14 protein-coding genes are annotated in these 18,889 nt (G+C 74.6%); 3 read left to right on the top strand and 11 right to left on the bottom strand.

Annotated features, from left to right (window positions below; all coding sequences use genetic code 11):
* Positions 1–135 precede the first annotated feature (135 nt).
* Positions 136–993, top strand: coding sequence for a hypothetical protein (locus M8330_RS09990; protein ID WP_250827212.1), 858 nt, complete (start codon positions 136–138; stop codon positions 991–993).
* A gap of 37 nt (positions 994–1,030) precedes the next feature.
* Here the strand turns inward: M8330_RS09990 and M8330_RS09985 are convergent, their stop codons facing one another.
* Positions 1,031–1,423, bottom strand: coding sequence for a winged helix-turn-helix transcriptional regulator (locus M8330_RS09985; RefSeq protein ID WP_250827301.1), 393 nt, complete (start codon positions 1,421–1,423; stop codon positions 1,031–1,033).
* A gap of 146 nt (positions 1,424–1,569) precedes the next feature.
* Between M8330_RS09985 and M8330_RS09980 the strand changes: the two genes are divergently transcribed.
* Positions 1,570–2,502, top strand: a complete 933-nt coding sequence (locus M8330_RS09980; protein ID WP_250827211.1) for an alcohol dehydrogenase catalytic domain-containing protein — start codon at positions 1,570–1,572, stop codon at positions 2,500–2,502.
* Between the two features lie 72 nt (positions 2,503–2,574).
* On the opposite strand, the gene M8330_RS09975 is transcribed toward M8330_RS09980, so the two are convergent.
* Positions 2,575–3,291: an MMPL family transporter gene (locus tag M8330_RS09975; protein WP_284704525.1), complete on the bottom strand. Its 717-nt coding sequence runs from the start codon at positions 3,289–3,291 to the stop codon at positions 2,575–2,577.
* Between the two features lie 83 nt (positions 3,292–3,374).
* The gene (locus M8330_RS09970) at positions 3,375–4,715 is read right to left on the bottom strand and encodes an MMPL family transporter (RefSeq protein WP_250827209.1); all 1,341 of its coding nucleotides are present in this window, start codon (positions 4,713–4,715) and stop codon (positions 3,375–3,377) included.
* 108 nt (positions 4,716–4,823) lie between these two features.
* Between M8330_RS09970 and M8330_RS09965 the strand changes: the two genes are divergently transcribed.
* The gene (locus tag M8330_RS09965; protein WP_250827208.1) at positions 4,824–5,612 is read left to right on the top strand and encodes a TetR/AcrR family transcriptional regulator; all 789 of its coding nucleotides are present in this window, start codon (positions 4,824–4,826) and stop codon (positions 5,610–5,612) included.
* On the opposite strand, the gene M8330_RS09960 is transcribed toward M8330_RS09965, so the two are convergent.
* From M8330_RS09960 to recC, 8 genes are all read right to left on the bottom strand, one after another.
* Positions 5,602–6,315: an NAD-dependent deacylase gene (locus tag M8330_RS09960; protein WP_250827300.1), complete on the bottom strand. Its 714-nt coding sequence runs from the start codon at positions 6,313–6,315 to the stop codon at positions 5,602–5,604. The genes M8330_RS09965 and M8330_RS09960 overlap by 11 nt on opposite strands.
* 92 nt (positions 6,316–6,407) lie before the next feature.
* On the bottom strand, positions 6,408–7,715 hold the full coding sequence (locus M8330_RS09955; protein ID WP_250827207.1) for an aspartate aminotransferase family protein: 1,308 nt from the start codon (positions 7,713–7,715) through the stop codon (positions 6,408–6,410).
* 59 nt (positions 7,716–7,774) lie between these two features.
* Positions 7,775–8,152: a DUF5994 family protein gene (locus M8330_RS09950; RefSeq protein WP_308195979.1), complete on the bottom strand. Its 378-nt coding sequence runs from the start codon at positions 8,150–8,152 to the stop codon at positions 7,775–7,777.
* A gap of 142 nt (positions 8,153–8,294) precedes the next feature.
* Positions 8,295–9,230, bottom strand: coding sequence for a 1,4-dihydroxy-2-naphthoyl-CoA synthase (locus M8330_RS09945; RefSeq protein ID WP_250827206.1), 936 nt, complete (start codon positions 9,228–9,230; stop codon positions 8,295–8,297).
* Positions 9,231–9,314: 84 nt separating this feature from the next.
* On the bottom strand, positions 9,315–9,923 hold the full coding sequence (locus M8330_RS09940) for an ACT domain-containing protein (RefSeq protein WP_250827205.1): 609 nt from the start codon (positions 9,921–9,923) through the stop codon (positions 9,315–9,317).
* Between the two features lie 91 nt (positions 9,924–10,014).
* The gene (recD, locus tag M8330_RS09935; RefSeq protein ID WP_250827204.1) at positions 10,015–11,982 is read right to left on the bottom strand and encodes an exodeoxyribonuclease V subunit alpha; all 1,968 of its coding nucleotides are present in this window, start codon (positions 11,980–11,982) and stop codon (positions 10,015–10,017) included.
* A complete protein-coding gene (locus tag M8330_RS09930; RefSeq protein ID WP_250827203.1) occupies positions 11,979–15,434 on the bottom strand; it encodes a UvrD-helicase domain-containing protein in 3,456 nt (1,151 codons plus the stop codon). The genes recD and M8330_RS09930 overlap by 4 nt, the downstream gene beginning before the upstream one ends.
* On the bottom strand, positions 15,431–18,823 hold the full coding sequence (gene recC, locus M8330_RS09925; protein ID WP_250827202.1) for an exodeoxyribonuclease V subunit gamma: 3,393 nt from the start codon (positions 18,821–18,823) through the stop codon (positions 15,431–15,433). The genes M8330_RS09930 and recC overlap by 4 nt, the downstream gene beginning before the upstream one ends.
* Positions 18,824–18,889 lie beyond the last annotated feature (66 nt).

Genomic DNA, 18,889 nt, shown 5'->3' with positions numbered 1-18,889 from the left:
CGCCCCTCCGCTGGTCGAGGAGGTTGCGCAGCAACCGTCGCGAGACCGAGGCCCCCGCTGGTCGAGCAGGAAGGAGCCCAGGCGACGACCGGGCGTCGAGACCACGTCCCGCGCTCGGCCTGCCAGGATGTCCCCGTGTTCAGCCTCCCGCGTCGCGCGTTCTCGCTCGTCCTGCTGCTGGTCGCCGCCCTGCTGCTGCCCGTGTGGCTCGTGTCGTCGTGGACGACGTCGCTGGTGACCGACACCGACGCCTACGTGGAGGCGGTGGCACCGCTGGCCGACGAGCCGGAGGTGCAGGACGCGGTGGCCTCCCGGGTGTCGGGCGCCCTCCAGCAGGCCATCGAGGACCAGCTGCCGGTCCTGTCGGGCTCGGCGGTGGACAAGGCGGTCGACCGGGTGACGCAGAGCGTGGTCGAGTCCGAGGACTTCCCGGGGCTGTGGTCGGCGGCGAATCGCAGCGTGCACGCCGGGCTGTCGGAGGCGATCACGGACGACGTGCCGCCGGACGTCATCACCCTGGACCTCACGCCGGTGCTCGACCAGGTCGTCGCGGTGCTGGTGCGCCGGGACGTGCTGCCGCGGATCGCCCGCAACCGGGCGCCCGAGGTGGAGGTCGAGGTGGCCCGCCCGGACCGTCTCGACCGGGTGCACGACGTCTACGTGGTCGTCGAGCAGATGGACCGCTGGCTGCCCTGGATCCTGGTCGCTCTCGTCGTCGCGGCCGTCGTGATCACCACCAAGCGGCTACGAGCACTCCTCGTCGCCGGCGTCCTCGGGCTGCTCGGCACGGGGCTGCTCGCGATCTTCCTGGCCTCGGCCCGGCCCACGGTGCTCGACGCCGTCAACGCCGCGTCCGGCGGCTCGCAGTTCCTGGAGCCGACCTGGGACGCCCTCCTCGACAGCCTGTGGCGCAGCACCGCGATCACGGCGGTCATCTGCCTGGCCGCCGTGCTCGTGCTCGGCCTCGTCTCGCTGGTGCTGCGGCGCCGCTGATCCCCGGATCCCACAAGCCGGCGGGGACTTCGGCTGCTCAGGTGCGGTCGTCGTACTCCGCGCGGGCGACCATGACGTCCACCATGTTCGCCTCGGCCCAGGCCTTGACGGACAGGACGAGACCGGAGAGCGAGTCGCCCAGCGGCGTGAGCTCGTAGGTGACGCTGACGGGGACGGTGGGCTCGACCTCGCGGCTGACCAGTCCGTCGCGCTCGAGGGCGCGCAGGGTCTGGGTGAGCATCTTCTGGCTGGCCCCGGCGATGGTGCGCGCGATCTCGGAGTAGCGCAGCGCGCCCTTCTCACGCAGCGCGCTGAGCACGAGCGCCACCCACTTGCTCGACAGCGTCTCGAGCAGCTCGCGGGACTTGCACTCGGCCAGGTAGGCGTCGAACTGGATCTTCTCCAGCTCGCGCCGCTGGGCGGCGGTCATGGTGGGCACGGGGCCTCCTCGTGCGGGTGCGGGTGGGTTACGCACTTCCAGGTGCCTACTTACCGAAAGGGAGCAACCCCTCCAGAGTGGAGCACACCAGGACGTCGGCACAAGAGCCGACGTCCACGCCACTGGAGGGCCTCCCCGTGAACACCACCACCGCAGCCGTCGTCCGCACCCCCGGCGCCGACGCCCCCGCCGAGCTCAGCACCGTCGAGCTCGCCATCGTCACCCTGCCCGCACCGGCGGCCGACGAGGTGCTCGTCTCCGTCGCCGCCGCGACGATCAACCCGGTCGACGTCGCCGTCGTCTCCGGCTTCTGGCACTCGATTGGCGCGATCACCCAGACCGAGCACACCGGTCTCGGGTGGGACGTCGCGGGCACCGTGCTCGCCGTCGGCTCGGCCGTCACCGCGCTGGCGGCCGGCGACCGGGTCGCCGGCCTGCACGCGGGCGTCGACCACGCCGTCGGGTCGGCGGCAGACCACGTGCTGCTGCCGGCGTCCGCCGTGGCGCTCGTGCCCGAGACCCTCGACCTCGTGGCGGCGGCGAGCCTGCCCCTCAACGCGCTGACCGCCGCGCAGCTGCTCGACCTGCTCGGCACCCCGACCCCGGGTGCGACGCTGCTGGTCACGGGTGCGGCCGGCGCCGTCGGCGGGCACGCGCTGCGCCTGGCCGCTCGTCTCGGCTGGACGGTGACCGGCCTGGCCCGGGAGTCCGACCGCGACTACGTGGAGTCCGCCGGCGCCACGTTCACCTCGGCCCTGCCCGAGGCGCCGACCTTCGACGCCGTCGCCGACACCGCCGTGCTGGCCGAGGTGGCCGTGGCCGCGGTCGTCGACGGTGGCCGCTACGCCGGCGTCATCCCCGTGGCGGTGCCCGAGGGCGTCCGCGGCGTGACCACCACCGCCGTCATGGCCGCACCCGACGGCGAGCGGCTCGCCTCGCTCCTCGCCCAGGCCGCCGAGGGCCTGCTCGACACCCGCGTCCACGCCACGCTCCCCCTCGCCGAGGCCGACAAGGCGGTCCGCACCGTCGCCGCCGGGGGTGTCCGCGGCCGCGTGGTCGTCCTCCCGTGACCTCCCATAGTGCGCGACGAAAAGCACCGGATCCGGGCCCGGGGGCAGCCATTTCGTCGCGCACTAGTGGCTTCAGTGGCCGCGCAGACCGTGCTTCTCCCACCAGCGGGCCATGGGGGCGGGGGCCCACCAGTTCCAGCGGCCGAGCAGCTTCATGGTGGCGGGCACGAGGAGGGCGCGGACGATCGTGGCGTCGAGCAGCAGCGCCACGAGCATGCCGAGTCCGATCATCTTCATGAACACCAGGCCGGAGAGGCCGAAGGCGCCGATGACGACGCCGAGGAGCAGGGCGGCGCTGGTGATGATCTGGCCGGTGCGCTGCACGCCGACCTCGACGGCGCGGTCGTTGTCGCCGCTGGCGTCCCACTCCTCGCGCACGCGGCTGAGCAGGAAGACCTCGTAGTCCATCGAGAGGCCGAACAGGATCGCCAGCATGAGGATCGGGTTGGTGACGTCGAGGAAGCCCTGGGGCACGAAGCCGAGGACGTCGGCGAGGTTGCCGTCCGCGAAGATCCAGGTGATGACGCCGAAGCTGGCCGTGATCGAGAACAGGTTCATCACCACCGCCTTGACCGGCAGGACGAGCGAGCCGAACGCCAGGAACAGCAGCACGAACATCACCAGGACGACGATGACGCCCATCCAGGGCAGCAGGTCAGCCACGGAGTCGATGAGGTCCACCGTGCTGGCCGTCAGACCGCCGACCAGCACCTCGCCGGACGCCGGCTCCACCTCGCGGATCGCCCGGACGACGTCCTGGTCGCCTCGGTCTGACTGTTGCCCTCCCAGGACGCTCGCAGCAGCGTGGTGCCGTCCGCGCTGTCGACGGGCTCCACGCCCAGCACGTCGTCGAGTGCCGCGACCTCCTCGGTCTAGGCGGCCACGTCGGCGTCGCTGGTGCCCTGCAGCAGCAGGTTGGCGGTGGAGACCTCGCCGCCGAACTCGGTGGCGAGGATGTCGGCGGCCTCGTGGCTGGGGGCGTCGGCCGGCAGGGCGCGGTAGTCCATCGAGCCGAACGTGGCGCCGGCGAACGGGCTGGCGACGATCAGCAGCACGGCGACCACCCCGCCCGCGACCAGCACGGGCCGACGCATCACGCCGCGCGCGAGCGCCGCCCAGCGTCCGGTGTCGGAGACCAGCGCCGTGGACCGACGGCGCCACGGCATCCGGCCGGCCTCGACGCGGTGCCCGAGCAGACGCAGGACGGCGGGCAGGATCGTGAGGCTGGCGACCATCGCCACCAGCACCGCGGCCGCGCCGCCGTAGGCCATCGAGCGCATGAAGGACTGCGGGAAGACCAACAGGCTGAGCAGCGACGCGGCCACGGTGAGCCCGGAGAACATGACGGTGCGGCCGGCGGTGGACACGGTGCGCTCGATCGCGGCGGCGACGGCGTCCGGCTGCCCCCGCCCGAGGTCGGGCACGCCCGCCAGCTCCTCGCGGAAGCGGCTGACGACGAACAGCGCGTAGTCGATGGCCAGGCCGATGCCGAGCAGGGAGACGATGTTGACCGCGAAGACGGAGACGTCGGCGACCTCGGAGATCAGTCGCAGGACGGCCAGCGAGCCGAGCACCGCGGTGATGCCGACCATCACCGGCATGAGGGCGGCGACGACGCTGCCGAAGATGACCAGCGCGAGCAGCAGGACGACGGGCAGCGAGATGAGCTCGGCGCGCTCCAGGTCCTCCGCGGTGAGCTCGTTGACGTCGTCGTAGGTGGCGAACGTGCCGGCCAGGTGGCCCTCGACGGCGCCGGTCTCGTCCGCGTCACGCAGCAGGTCAGCGATCTCGTCGTAGTGCTCGAGGTACTCGTCCTCCCCCTCGCCCGCCAGCGAGATGAGCACCTGGGCGGCGTGGCCGTCCTCGCTGACCAGCGAGCCGGACGGGTCCGCGTACCACGGGACGACGCCGGCGGTCGTGCCCTTCGGGAGGTCGGCCAGGGCCTGCTGGACCGGCGCCTGGAACGCTTCCGCGTCGGCGGTGAGCGTCTCGGAGGTGTAGACCGCGACGACGTCGACGGTGCGGTTGCCGAACGCCTCGTTCTCGGCCGCCAGCTCCTGGTATGACTCCGCGTCGGCGTCCTCGAACCCGCCGTTGACCAGGCCGCCGAAGACGCCGGCGCCGTAGGCGGCGGCCGCGACCAGCAGGACGATGCAGGTGACGAGCACCCGGACGGGGCGGTGCCCCACGAACGATCCCCAACGGTCGAGCATCTGACGACTCCCTGTCGTGATGGCCTGTCACTTCCGTGAACGCCATTCACGGTAAACGGTGTTAACGTAACGGTCAACGATCAATCCCTGCGCCCCTCGGAGGTGTCTGTGCCGGCGTCCGCTCCCCACTCGGGTCCCGGTGCTGCGCCCGAGCCCACGCGTCGGGAGAAGCAGCGCGAGGCGACCTACGCCGAGATCGTGGAGACCTCGCTGGTGCTGCTGCGGGAGAACGAGGACCTCTCCCTGCGCGCCGTCGCCCAGCGGATGGGCATGACCGCCCCGGCGCTGTACCGGTACGTCGGCTCCTACTCCGAGCTGGTCGACCTCGTGGCGCTGCGCATCGACCAGGCCGCGACGGTGCGCTTCGCGGCGGCTGCCGACGAGGCCGCCCCCGACGACCCGGCCGCCCGCCTCGTCCTGGCGGTCACCGAGTTCCGCACCTGGGCGATGGGCTCGCCACGGGAGTTCTCGCTCGTCTTCGCGCACCCCGTCGCCGAGCCGGGCTGTCGGCCGGGCGAGCCGCTCACGGCCGCCGCGTCGGCCGAGCTGTTCACCGTGCTGCTGCACGACGTGTGGCGCGCGACCGGCTTCGCGGTGCCGGCTGTGGAGGACCTGCCCGACGCGGTGCGCACCGCCGTCCTCGACCCGGCGATCCCCGGGCCGCAGCACCTGCTGCCCGAGCACGAGCGCGGCTTCGGCTGGGTCTCGATGCAGGGCTGGGCGCAGCTCTACGGCGTGGTCGCCCTCGAGGTGTTCGGGCACGTGGACGCGCGGCTGCTCGCCTCGGGCGAGCTGTTCCTCTCCACGATCGCCCGGTTCGCGCCAGACCTGGGTCTGGCCGAGGACGCCCCGCGCCTCGTCGCGCTGGCGCGGGAGCGGATCGCGGCTAGCTCGTGAGCAGCCCGCGACCGGCGAGGACCTCGTCCACCCAGGCCGGCACCAGCTCTCCCGCGCGTCCGTGGCGGGCCCGCGCGAACCAGGGCGTGCCGTCGGAGGGGACGAGGTTGAGCTCGAGCGTGTCGGCGCCGAACCGGCGGGCCTGCTGCACGAAGCCGGCGGCGGGGTAGACCGCGCCCGAGGTGCCGATGGAGACGAAGGCGGTGGCGTCGGCGAGCGCCTCGATGATGGTGTCCATCTCGTAGGGGATCTCGCCGAACCAGACGACGTCGGGGCGCAGCTCGGAGTGCTGGCAACCCGGGCACGGCGGGAAGTCGCCGAGGTCACCGGTCCACTCGAACCGACCCTCGCACGCGCGGCACAGCGCCTTGCGGAGCTCCCCGTGCATGTGGATCACGTGCCGCGAGCCCGCGCGCTCGTGCAGGTCGTCGATGTTCTGGGTGACCACCAGCAGGTCGTCGCCGAGGTGCTCCTCGAGGCGGGCGAGCGCATGGTGGGCCGCGTTCGGCTCGACCGCGCCCAACGCCTGGCGGCGGGCGTCGTAGAAGCGGTGCACCGTGGACGGGCTGGTCTCGTAGGCCTCGGGCGTGGCCACGTCCTCGACCCGGTGGCCCTCCCACAGGCCGTCGGCGTCGCGGAAGGTGGGCACCCCGCTCTCGGCGGAGATGCCCGCCCCGGTCAGCACCACGATCCGTCCAGCCATCACGCGGTCCACCCTAGTCACCCTCGTCCGGCCTGGTCAGTGACGAGCGCCCCGGCTCCACGGGTTGTGCCGGGCTGCGCTGGGGTCGCGACTCAGGCGCCCTGCGCGAGCACGGCGGCGAGCGCGTCGTCCAGGATGTCGATGCCCTCGTCGATCTCGGCCTCCGAGGCGGTGAGCGGCGGGGCGAGCCGGAAGATGCCGCCCATGCCGCGCATCTGCACGATGTTGAGGTGCAGGCCGCGGTCGAGGCAGGCGCGGGTGACGGCGTTGCCGAGCGCGTCGGCGGGCTCCTTGGTCTCGCGGTCGAGGACGAGCTCGATGCCCTGGAGCAGCCCGCGGCCCCGGACGTCGCCGACGACCTCGTGCTCGTCCTGCAGGCCGGTGAGCCTCGCGTTGAGCTGCTTGCCGAGGACGCCGGCGCGCTCGGCGAGCCCGTCGCGCTGCACGACGCCCAGCACGGTGAGGGCCACGCTGGCGGCCAGCGGGTCGGAGACGTGCGTGGTGAAGAAGAGGAAGCCGCGCTCGTGGGCCTGCTCCTCGATGGCGGCGCTGGTGGTGACCGTGGCGACGGGCAGCCCGCCACCCAGGGTCTTGGAGAGCGTCAGGATGTCGGGCGTGACGCCGTCCCGCTCGAAGGCGTACATCGTGCCGGTGCGGCCGAGCCCGGTCTGCGCCTCGTCGAGGATGAGCAGCATGCCGCGCTCGTCGCACAGCTCGCGCAGCCGGGCGAGGTAGCCGACCGGCATCTCGATGATGCCGCCCGAGGAGAGGATCGGCTCGACGATGCAGGCGGCGAGGCTGCCGGCGGAGGCCTGGTCGATGAGGCCGAAGCCGTACTCGAGCTCGGCCCTCCAGTCGTGGCTGCCGTCGGCGTGCCGGAAGATCGACCGGTAGGCGTTCGGCGTGGCCAGGGTCAGGTTGCCGGGGATGGTCGGCCCGTAGCCCGCGCGCCCGGCGGAGTAGGTGGCGGCCGCGGCACCCGAGGTCATCCCGTGCCAGGAGCGGTCGAAGGAGACTACCTCGTAGCGGCCGGTGACGAGCTTGGCCATCTTGATCGCGGCCTCGTTGGCCTCGGCGCCGGTCGTCAGCAGCATGGTGCGGCTGAGCTGCTCGGGCATCGTGGCGCTCAGGCGGGCGGCGAGGTCGACGACCGGACGGCTGAGCATGCCGGAGTACAGGTGGTCGAGCGTGCTCACGGCCTCGCTCACGGCACGGACGACGTCGGGGTGGGCGTGGCCCAGCACGGCGCTCATCTGGCCGGAGGTGAAGTCGAGGATCTTCCGGCCGTCGGAGTCGTGGACGTAGGAGCCCGCTCCGCGCTCGATGATCCGCGGCGTCCACTGCGTGCCGTAGCGGATGAGGTGCTCGTCCGCCTGCTGCCAGAACTGCTCGTCGCTCACGCTGCTCCCCCGGGTGTCCTGCCGGCGAGTGCCGGTGGCCCAGTACTACCAGGACGGGATCAGCGGACGAGGCGCAGCACTGCCGCTCCCGGCCAGGCGACCCGGATCTTGAGCACCTCGCCGCTGGTGAGCCTCACCAGGACCAGTGCGCGTCCGCGCGCCGCGGTCATGTAGCCGACCTTGACCCGTCCGTACCGGGTCCAGACCTCGTCACTGACGACCGACCAGTCCCCCGGCGCGTACACGACGCGGTCCACGCGCCCACGGGTGGAGGGGAACTCGTCCACCAGGTGGGCGGCCTCCCGCGTCAGGTCCCTGCCGTAGGGCAGCCACACGCCGTCCGCCTCAGCGGCGACGCAAGGTGGCTTGACCCGCAGCCGCAGGTGGCCCAGAGGGTCGCTCGCGCGAAACGGGTATGACGAGCCGGAGGCACTCACGGCGCCCACCCTTCGTGGCGGCCCCACCCCGTGCCTCCTGCACCTCGTGCGGCCGGCTGTACGTTCTCGACGCTAGCAGCCGGCGTGGGTGGGGCAAGGACGTCCAGTCCGGCCGGAACCCCGAGGTTCGGCGGACCGGGGCTCAGTAGTACCAGGGGAAGGGCGACCAGTCGGGGTCACGCTTCTCGAGGAACTGGTCGCGGCCCTCCTGGGCCTCGTCCGTCATGTACGCCAGGCGCGTGGTCTCACCGGCGAAGATCTGCTGGCCCACGAGACCGTCGTCGATCGCGTTGAACGCGTACTTCAGCATCCGCTGGGCTGTGGGGGACTTGCCGTTGATCTTGCGGCCCCAGTCCAGCGCCTCGCCCTCGAGGTCGGCGTGCGGCACGGCCTTGTTGACAGTGCCCATGCGGACGCCGTCCTCGGCCGAGTAGGTGTCGGCGAGGAAGAAGATCTCGCGGGCGAACTTCTGCCCCACCTGGCGGGCCAGGTAGGCCGAGCCGTAGCCGGCGTCGAAGGAGCCGACGTCGGCGTCCGTCTGCTTGAAAGCGGCGTGCTCGGCGCTGGCGAGGGTCAGGTCGGCGACCACGTGCAGGGAGTGGCCGCCGCCGGCGCACCAGCCGGGCACGACCGCGATGACGACCTTGGGCATGAACCGGATCAGCCGCTGCACCTCGAGGATGTGCAGCCGGGCGAGCTTCGCCTTGTCGATCGGGTTCGGCGCCTCGGCCTCGACGACGTGGCCGTCCGTCTCGTACTGGTAGCCGGCCTTGCCACGGATGCGCTGGTCGCCGCCGGTGCAGAAGGAGTGCTTGCCGTTCTTGGGGGACGGCCCGTTGCCGGTGACCAGCACGCAGCCGACGTCCGCGCTGGTGCGGGCATGCTCGAGCACCGTCAGCAGCTCGTCGACGGTGTGCGGGCGGAACGCGTTGAGCACGTCCGGCCGGTCGAACGCGACGCGGACCGTGCCGTGCGCCTTCGCCCGGTGGTAGGTCAGGTCGGTCAGCGACTCGAAGCCGGGGACGACGTCCCAGGCGTCCGGGTCGAACGTGTCGGACACACCCTCGATCGCGCTCATGGTGCGGACGCTACCGGGCACGGTGCCTCGGTCTCGCGACGGCCGTGGCCGGCCTCCTCGACCAGCGGCGTGGGCGCTCGGCGGTCAGGGGCGGGCGATGGAGACCGCGAGGCCGGCGAGGTGGCCGACGCGGGCGAGCTCGGAGTCCAGGAACGCCGGACCACCGCGGCGACCGACGACGACGATGTCGTTGCCGCCGAGACGGGCGGCGATGACCACGTCGGGCGAGCCCTCCTCGGGCTCGAGGCGCTCCGTGCCCACGATGTCGAGGAACGGCAGGTCTGACGGCGCCGCCTCGGTGTGGGTGACGATGCCGTCGACCCGGTTCACGCGGGCGGCCCAGTCGGCGCGGAAGGTGACGGGCAGCAGGTGGACGAGGCGGTCCATCGCGGCGGCCGGCTCGGCCGTGAGGTCCTCGACCGCCTCGAGGTCGAGGAACAGGTTGCCGCCCGCGGCGTACCGGCTGACCCAGACCACGCGGACGCCTTCGACGGCGTTGCAGGCCGAGACGACGGAGTCGGGCATGACGCCGGGCTCCATGTCGAGCAGCACGTCGTCCAGCGCGGTGCCGTCGAAGCGCTTCTCGACGATCTCGATGGCCTCGATGTCGCCGCCGGCCTCACCGATCGCGGTCGCGAGACGACCCAGCGAACCGGGGACGTCAGGCAGCTCCACGCGCATCAGGAAGGACACGGCACGACCCTAGCCGCCCACGTCCGCCGACGAACCGGAGGCTCCGCCAGGTGGACGCCGACCACTGGTCTGAACCGCCGAGACCCGGACGTCACCGCGTCCCTGCCCGGAGCCGCGCTGCCAGGCCGGTCGCGCGCTGCGCCTGCGTGGCCACCGCCGCCCGCACCGCGGCCTCGGACCCGATGACCCGCACGTGGCGCTGGGCCCGGGTGAGCGCGGTGTAGAACAGCTCGCGGGTGAGCAGCCGGGACCCAGCCGGCGGCAGCAGGAGGGTCACCGACTCCGCCTGGCTGCCCTGGGCCTTGTGCACGGTCATCGCGTGCATCGTCTCGATGTCCTGGAGCCGGCCGGGCGCCAGCTCGCGCGCACCGTCCGACCCGCTGATCCACGCGCGCAGACGACCGTCCTCCGGCCGCAGCACGGCCACGCCGGTCTCGCCGTTGTAGACGTCGAGGGCGTAGTCGTTGCTGGCCACCAGCAGCGGACGGCCGGCGTACCACCCCGGGAGCCCGCGACCCACGGCCAGCGGGCCGACCTCCTCCGCCAGCCACGTCTCCACCCGGCGGTTCCAGGTCCGCACCCCCGCAGGGCCGTCGCGGTGCGCGCAGAGCAGCCGCTGGCGGTCCAGCAGCCGCAGCGCCTGCGCGTGCTCGCCCGCCGCCGCCAGCTCCCGCAGCTCGCGGGCGTGCGCCACGAGGGAGGGCCGCAACAGGTCCGAGGGGTCCTCGTCGTCCTCGACCTCGACCAGCTCGACCTCCGCGCTCGTCGCGCGCAGCTGCGCGACCACCTCGTCGGCGTCGCCGGCACGCAGCGCCTCGGCCACCGCCTTGATGTGCTCGGTGCTGCGGAAGTTGGTGCTCAGCGCCGCCACCGGGGAGGTGGACGCCTCCGACCCCGCATCCGACCCCGCGTCCACGCTCAGGCCGCGCACCACGTCCGCGAGCACGGCACCGGCGCCGACCGAGGTGAGCTGCCGGGGGTCGCCGACGAGCAGCAGGCGGGAGGTCGGCCGCACGGCCTCCAGGAGCCGCGCCATGAGCGTCAGGTCCACCATCGAGGACTCGTCGACCACCACCACCTCGTGGCCCAGCCGGTTGCCGCGGTCGTGCCGGAAGCGGGTCTGGTTGTCGGCGCGCCAGCCCAGTAGCCGGTGCAGGGTGACGCCGGCCAGCGGGCCCAGCCCGTCCGCCGCGTCGGGCCCCAGGGCGTCCAGCTCGGCGGCCACCGCCTCCTCGAGCCGGGTCGCGGCCTTGCCGGTGGGCGCCGCCAGCGCCACGGACAGCGGTCGTCCGTGGCGCTCCGGGGCGGCCGCCGCCTGGGCGGCGAGGAGCACCAGGGTCCGCGCGACCGTGGTGGTCTTGCCGGTGCCGGGCCCGCCGGTCAGCACCGTCGTCCAGGAGCGGACGGCCTGGACGGCCGCCGCCTCCTGCTCCGGGCTGAACCGGCCGCCACGCACGCCCACGAGCGAGGCCTCCAGCACCGTCTCGTCCACCTCGGGGGCCGGGGCGGCACCCCGGGCCAGCAGGTCGTCGGCCACCTGGGTCTCGAGCCGGTGGTAGCGGTCGAGGTAGAGGTCGTCGCCCTCCAGCCGGAGGGCGCCCTGGGCCACCAACGGGCTGGCGGCCAGCGCCGCACGCCAGGCCGAGGCCTCGGGCCAGGTCACCGCGGACGCGGCGCGCACCGCGGCGCGCGCCGCCGGCTCCGGCTCGGACCCGGCAGCGTCCTGGTCCGGCTCGAGGGCGGCACTCAGCTCGGCGGCGACCTCGGCGGCGGTGGCCACCGGGTCGACGCAGACCGAGCCGCGCCGCAGCGCCCGCACGGCGAGGGCCACGGCGAGCACGACGGCCTGGTCGTCCTCGCCCCCCACGGCCGCGAGGCGGGTCGCGACGTGCACGTCGGTCGCCTCCAGGACGCCGGCGGCGTTCAGGACGGCCGGCGTGCCCGTGGCCCGGGCTGCCAGCCGGGCGTCGTGCGCCTCGAAGGGCTCGTGGATGGCCAGTGGTGCGGAGGCGACACGGGGCGCCTGGATCGGCGTCGGCGTCGGGGTCGCGGCGGTCATCGGGTGAGCCTCCCGTCGAGGAGCGCGGACAGGTCCTCCAGCAGCGCCATCGGCGGGCGCCAGCTGAAGACGCCGCAGGGCTGCCCGTCGACCCGAGGGGTCTCGGGGCCGCACAGGCCGCGGACGTAGAGGTACAGGACGCCGCCGAGGTGCTGCTCCGGGTCGTAGCCGGGCTGGCGCCAGCGCAGGAACCGGTGCAGGACGACGGCGTAGAGCAGCGCCTGGAGGGGGTAGTCGGAGTGCCCCATCGCCTCCTCCAGCGCCGCCGGCCGGTAGGCGTGGGCGGTCAGTGGCTCCTCCCGCGGCCCGAGCCAGTTGGTCTTGTAGTCGACCACCAGGTAGCGCGGTTCCTCGGCCGTGCCGACGCGGAGGACGACGTCCACCGAGCCGGTGAGGTAGCCGCGCAGGGGCTGGTCGCCCAACGGCGTGGCAGGCCCGCCCGGGCGGGTCTCGAGGGAGTCCGCGAAGCCTCCGACGGGGTCGCCCTCCGGCAGGTGGCGGCGCAGCACAGGTGCGAGGTCGGCGAGCCGCACCTGCGACGCCCCGGAGCCCGCGCGGGCGACGTCGCCGCCGGCCAGGGGCAGCTCGAAGTCCATCTCCCGCAGCCGGTCCCGCAGGCCCAGGCTGCGCAGCGTCCGGTCGTCGGCGTCCGGGCCGAGCGGGGTGTCGCAGACCGCCAGGAGCGCCTCGGCGAGCTCGTCCCCGTCGAGATCGACCGGCCACCACCCACGCTGCTCGGCGACGTGGGCGGACAGCTCGGCCCGCAGGTCACCGCCGTGGGCGGGCGCGGCCGGGTCGGCGTGCTCGAGCACCGCGTGCACGAGCGAGCCGAACGTCGCACCGACCGGGAGCCGGGCCATCGGGGAGGCGAGCGCGAGCTCCGTGGACGGGGGCTCCTCGCGGGTCACGGTCTCGGCGAGGTCGACCTCGTCGTCCTTGCCGAGCGCCTCCGGCTCGCTGCCGACGCCCGGGGCGCCGTCGGCGCCGCCGACCACGGGGCCACCGGCGTCCGCCGCGTGCGCCAGCGCCGAGTAGGACGTGCGGCGCCAGGCGGTGTCCACGACCCGGTCGAACCTCCGCACGGACAGCTCCCCGGGCGCCGGGCTCTCGGGCAGGGCACCGAGCGGGGCGGGCTCGGCGCGCTCGACGACCGGGCCGCCGGCCTGCTCCCACATGCCGAGGCCCTGTCGCAGCAGGTCGTCGGGCGGCACGGCGCGGGTAGGCAGCACCTCCGCGGTGCCGGGCACCCGCGAGAGCAAGCGGTGCAGCGGGGAGGACTCGGTGTTCTTCGTGGGTGCCCACCACAGCACGACCTGGCTCTGGGCCCGGGTCGCCGCCACGTAGGCCAGCCGCAGCGACTCCCCCGCGTCCTCGGCCTGCGCGGCACGCTCGTGACCGCGCCAGTCCTCGCGCCGCGGGGTGGGCCCGCCGACGTCCAGGCAGCGTCGGCCCGCCTCGTCGTGGAAGCGTGCCTGCGTCATCGTGGGCACCCAGCGGTCGGTCAGCGTGGGGAGCAGCACCACCGGGTACTGCAGGCCCTTGCTCGAGTGGATGGTCACGAGCTGGACGGCGGCGGCGTCGCTGTCGAGGCGGCGCACCCGCTCCTGGACGCGCCCCTCCTCGGCCTCCGCGACCTCACGCCGCAGCCACGCCAGCAGCGTGACCACGCCCAGCCGCTCGTTCTGGGCGGTCTCGTGCAGCACCTCGCCGAGGTGCCGCAGGTCGGTCAGGAGCCGCTCGCCGCCGACGCGCGCGAGCACCCGCGCGGGCATGCCGGCGGTCGTGGCCGCCTCGGTCACCGCGGCCACCCCGCGCCGGGCGACGAGGTCGGCCCACTCGCGCAGGAGGTCGGCGACCTCGTCGGTGGCCTCGTCCCCCGCGCCGTCGAGCCAGGTGGCGTCACGACCGAGGAACGGGGTGAGCGCGGCGGCGCGGACACGGGTGCTGCGGTGCGGCTGCTCCAGGGCCTCCAGCAGGGTCGCCCAGTACCGCGCCGCGGGCGTGGTGAAGATGCTCTCCCCGCCGGCGATGACGGCCCGGATGCCGAGCGGCTCGAGCTGGGCCTGCACGGCGGCGAGGTCGGCGTGCCGGTTGCACAGCACTGCCACGTCGCCGGCGACCAGCGGCCGACCGCGCCACGTGGCGCCGGAGGAGAGCAGGGACTGCACCTCGTGGGCGACGTCGGTCCAGATCGCGGGCCGCGCCTTCTTCACCGACGGCGTGGTGCGCGGGGACACCTTCAGCAGGTCACGGTCGAGGGCACGCAGGCGCAGCGGCGGCAGGGCGGACCCGTCCGCACCGCGCAGCCGCGCCTCGCGGTGGTGGGCGTCGACCGGGTGGACGGTGATCCGCTCGTCCCCCAGCTCCGCCCCGCCGAGCAGCACCTGGAGCGCCGAGACCAGGCCGGCGTCGCTGCGCCAGTTGGTGCCGAGCGTCTGCTGCGTCCCGGCCGTCGCAGCGGCCTGGAGATAGGTGTGCACGTCGCCGCCGCGGAAGGCGTAGATCGCCTGCTTGGGGTCGCCGATCAGCACCATCCGCGCGTGCCCGGTGAAGGCGCGGTCGAGGACCTGCCACTGCACGGGGTCGGTGTCCTGGAACTCGTCGACCAGCACCACCGACCACCGGTCGCGCATGCGCCGGCGGGCCGGTGCATCCTCGTCCTCGAGCGCGTCGGCCAGCTGGGCCAGGAGGTCGTCGTAGGAGAGCACGCCCAGGCGACGCTTGCGGTGCTCGACCTCGGCGCGGACGGCCCGGGCGAACGAGGCGCGCCGCCCCGTGATCGCCGGGACGCTCTCGTCGCCCGCCTCGGGCAGCAGGTGCGCCTGCGGGTCGCCCACGGCCGCGCGGGCCAGCTCGAGCGCGTCCTTGCGGCTGAACACCGGCGGGTCGTCGCGGCGGCCGAACGCGCGCAGGTACAGGTCGTCGACGACCTCGCGGGTCAGGTCCTCCAGGTCCTCGACGAGGTGGGCGCGGGCGTCGGTGTCTCCGGCCACGCCCAGCGAGTCGAGGACGAGGCCGCAGAACTGGTGCGTCGTGGCGATGGTGGCCGCGTCGAAGTCGGCGAGCGCCCGGGCCAGGCGACGGCGACGCACCGCCCGCTCCTGCGGGGTGGTCTCGCGCAGCCGGCGCAGCAGCGGCTCGGTGGGCTCCGGCGCGTCCTCGGCCAGGGCCGCGGCCGCCTCGCTGAGCTGGGCGTGCACGCGCTCGCGCAGCTCCTGGCTGGCGGCCCGCCCGAAGGTGACGACGAGCATCTCGGCCAGGGGCACCCCGTCCTCCGCGACGTAGCGGGTGACCAGGGCGCCGATCGTCCAGGTCTTGCCGGTGCCCGCACTGGCCTCGAGCAGCGTCGTGCCGACCCCCGGCAGGGGCCCGAGGGCGTCGAAGGTCTCCATGGCGTGGCGCTCCGGTGCGGACGGGACGGCGTGGGCGGGGTCGGTCGGGTGCGTGCTCACAGCGGGCCCACCCGCTCCCCGGTCGTGATGGCCGGTCGCCACAGCCGCAGGGCCAGCTCGGGCAGGCCGGCGTCGACGAGGACGTCGAGGTGCGCGTCCTCACCGAAGACGGTGCGGTGGGAGACGTCCTTGTCCTCTCCCTCGATGCCGAACCGGTCGTGCGGGTCGGTCACCCACGCGCGGGACGCGGCGGCGGACGGGTCCGCGTCCGGGTCCCCGCCCTCCCGGGCGACGGCCGCCGTGGCCCAGGCCAGGGACGTCTCGGGCGGCAGCGGCAACGGCCGGCGCAGCCCCTCGGCGTAGAGGTCCACGAGGTCGGTGAGCCAGGCGACGGCCCGGTGGTCGAGCGGACCGGCCAGGGCCGCCTGGGGCCCGGCCTTGGTCCTGCCGACGGCCCGCGCGATCCAGTGCTCGTCGGGACGACCGGCCGCCAGGGCGATCAGCTGCACCCAGGACTGGAGCCGGTGCCGGGCCTTCAACCGGGAGTAGCCGAGCGTCAGCAGCTGGTTGCCGTGCACCGGCGAGACGGTGCCGGTGACCCGGCGTCCGCCCCCGACCTCGACGTCCACGTCGACCGACCGGGCCGGAGCCGACCGGTGGTCGCGGGTGGCGTCGAAGATCGCGCGGACCTGGGACTCGACGTCGGCCAGCACCAGGTCGCCCAGGGCGGCCGGCGGGATGCCGCCGCGTCGTCGCTCGGCCTCCAACGCCGTGCCCGGGGCCGCGCCGGCCAGGATCTCGTGCAGCAGCCGGTCGCCGACGCCCCACTTCTCCAGGGCGTCCAGCTCCACCGGCATGGCGTCCTCGACCTCGCGGGCCCGCAGCGGCGAGCCCACGTCGAGACGGCGGCGCAGGAAGTGCCGGACCGGGTGGCTGACGAAGTCGACGAGGTCCGCCAGGGAGACCTCGGTGAGCGGGTGCTCGGGCAGCCCGCCGGCCGGCACCAGCAGCGGCACCGGGGTCAGCGTGCCGTGGGCGGCCTGCGCGCCGGCGCGCGCTGCCACGTCGAAGCTGAACGGCCGGGGGGCACGCTCGCGGACGAGGGCACCCGGCACGAGGTTGCGCGCATCGTGCGGCTGGAGCGGGTGGTGGACCACGACGTGCTCGCGCACGGGCTCGGCGCAGGTGCGGTCGGCAGCGTCGAGCAGCTCCTGGAGCGGTACGGCGGGCGGGCGCGCGGACCCGGAGTGCTCGGTGGCGCCCGTGTAGGTCAGCACCAGCGTCTCGGACGCGGCCAGCACCGCGTCGAGCATGAGCTGGCGGTCCTCGGAGCGCAGGTCGCGCTCACCGGTCAGCGGGGTGCGGGTCAGGACGTCGTCGCCGTCCGCGGCGGTGCTGCGCGGGTAGGTGCCGTCGTCGAGCCCGAGGAGGCACACGACCCGGTGCGGCACCGAGCGCATCGGCACCATGGTGCAGACGGTGATCGTCCCCGTGCGGAAGCTGGAGCGGGTCGGGCGGCCCGAGAGCCGCGAGGCGAGCAGGGCACGGACGTCGGCGAGCGCCAGCTCGGGCTCCTCACCGGCGCGTGCCCCCGGTCCGGCTGCCGGCTCCGCCGCGTCCTGGGCGATCCCGGCGAGCTCACGCTCGAGCTGCGGCAGCTGCCAGGCCGCGTCGTCGTCGGCGAGGGTCAGGCCGCGGACCGCGGTGCGCAGCACCTCGACCCAGCGGGAGACCCCCACGGCGGTGGTGAGGCCCTCGAGGCAGGCTCCGACACGGTCGAGGGCCTCGGCGAGCCGGCCGGCCAGGCCCGCCTCCGAGCTGCCCACGTCGTCCAGCGGCAGGGCGTCGCCCACGTGGGCCAGCTCGTCGCCGGACATCACCACGCCCAGCAGCACCCGGTCCACGCCCCAGCGCCAGGTGTTCATCTCGAAGCGGTCCATGGAGAACGGGGCGCGGCCGGCGGCGTCCAGGCCCCAGCGCACGCCGGCCTCCCCCACCCAGCGGGAGACCCGGTCGAGGTCGTCGTCGCTGAGCCCGAAGCGGGCGCGGACGACGGGGGTGGCCAGCAGGTCCAGCACCTCGGACGCCGTGACCCGGCCGCCGGCCAGCTCCACCAGCGACGCGGCCACGCCCAGCAGCGGGTTGGTCGCCGAGAGCGCCCGGTCGGCCAGGCGCACCCGCAGCCGGTGGCCCGGGTGACCGGCGACGGCGTCGTCCGTGCCCTCGCCGCCGCCCTGGCCGAACGCGGCCGAGACGAGCGGGGCGTAGGACTCCACGTCCGGACACATGACGAGGATGTCGCGCGGCTCGAGGGTGGGGTCGTCCTGGAGGAGGCCGACGAGCACCTCGCGCAGCACCTCGACCTGGCGGGCGGGGCCGTGGCAGGCGTGCACCTGGAGGCTGCGGTCGGCCGGGTCCACGGGTCGCGCCGCCCGCTCCGCGGCGTCGGGGGCGTGGTTGGCCCGCAGGTCGCCCTGGAGCCGGGAGAGCAGGGTGGTGCCCGCGGGCTCCGTACGGTCGTGGACGTGCTCGTGGTCGGCGACCCCGTGCAGGGTGCGGGTCAGCTCGCGACTGTCCCGGCCCAACGAGGCCAGCAGCGGGTGGCCGACCAGGAGGTCGCTGTCGTCCTCGGCGCGCGGGACCGGGCCGCCCAGCGGCTGGAGCGCCTGCCACAGCGGCTCGGAGGCCTGCGGGAGCCACAGGTGGACGTCGCGGTGGGCCGCGAGGGCGCGCAGCAGCGCCACCTCGGTCTCGGGCAGCCGCGTGTGGCCGAACAGCGAGAGCCGGGCCGGCAGGTCGAGCCCGTCGCCGCCGACCTCGAGCGCCGCGAGGGTGGCGGCGTGCCGCTCGTGCGGGGCGGCGGCACCGCTCTCGGCGCGCACCCGCGCGCAGACGCGGCGGAAGAGCTCCGGCTGCCAGGCCAGGTCGGGCGGGAGGTCGTGGCCGAGCCCGTCACCGCTGCCGCCGGCGGACCAGGCCGCCAGCATCGCCGGGCGCTGCACCGCGTAGGCGGCGAACAGCCGAGCCAGGTGGTGGGCCACCGACCAGCGCCGCTGGCGACGGGTGGCGCGGGCCTCGCCCGTCAGGCCGTGGCCGAGGTGGCGCGACAGCGCGGCGCACCAGGGCTCGCCGAGCGAGTCGTCGACCACCGCGAGCACCGGCCAGACCAGCCGCTCCGGGTCCCACGGGTCGTCCTTCTCGCGCCCCAGCAGCAGGGAGACGAGCGAGCGCGGTGCCAGGAAGCGGACGCCGGCGCACACGCCGTCCTCCCGACCCTCGGCTGCGCCGAGGCGGTGCGAGAGCCGCTGGGTCAGCCAGCGCTCCACCCCACGGGCGGGCACGACGACGACCTCCTCGGCGAAGGGGTCCGGCAGCGGGCTCGCCAGGAGCCCGCCGAGGGCGTCGGCGAGAAGGTCGGTGCGGGCGGCACGGTGCAGGTGGAGCGGCATCGAGGTGGAGACTAGGCGAGGCCGCCGATAGGGGCGTCCGAACGTCTCCGATGCTGGGGACGAGCG

The organism is Nocardioides bruguierae (genome assembly GCF_023656415.1).
Lineage (GTDB): Bacteria > Actinomycetota > Actinomycetes > Propionibacteriales > Nocardioidaceae > Nocardioides > Nocardioides bruguierae.
This window is presented reverse-complemented; position numbering and strand designations above follow the sequence as displayed.

Bases quoted from the DNA above. Each gene is read 5' to 3' on its own strand.
- M8330_RS09985 (WP_250827301.1), bottom strand. From the start codon at position 1,423: ATGACCGCCGCCCAGCGGCGCGAGCTGGAGAAGATCCAGTTCGACGCC.
- M8330_RS09970 (WP_250827209.1), bottom strand. From the start codon at position 4,715: ATGCTCGACCGTTGGGGATCGTTCGTGGGGCACCGCCCCGTCCGGGTG.
- M8330_RS09960 (WP_250827300.1), bottom strand. From the start codon at position 6,315: ATGGCTGGACGGATCGTGGTGCTGACCGGGGCGGGCATCTCCGCCGAG.
- M8330_RS09945 (WP_250827206.1), bottom strand. From the start codon at position 9,230: ATGAGCGCGATCGAGGGTGTGTCCGACACGTTCGACCCGGACGCCTGG.
- recD (WP_250827204.1), bottom strand. From the start codon at position 11,982: ATGACCGCCGCGACCCCGACGCCGACGCCGATCCAGGCGCCCCGTGTC.
- recC (WP_250827202.1), bottom strand. From the start codon at position 18,823: ATGCCGCTCCACCTGCACCGTGCCGCCCGCACCGACCTTCTCGCCGAC.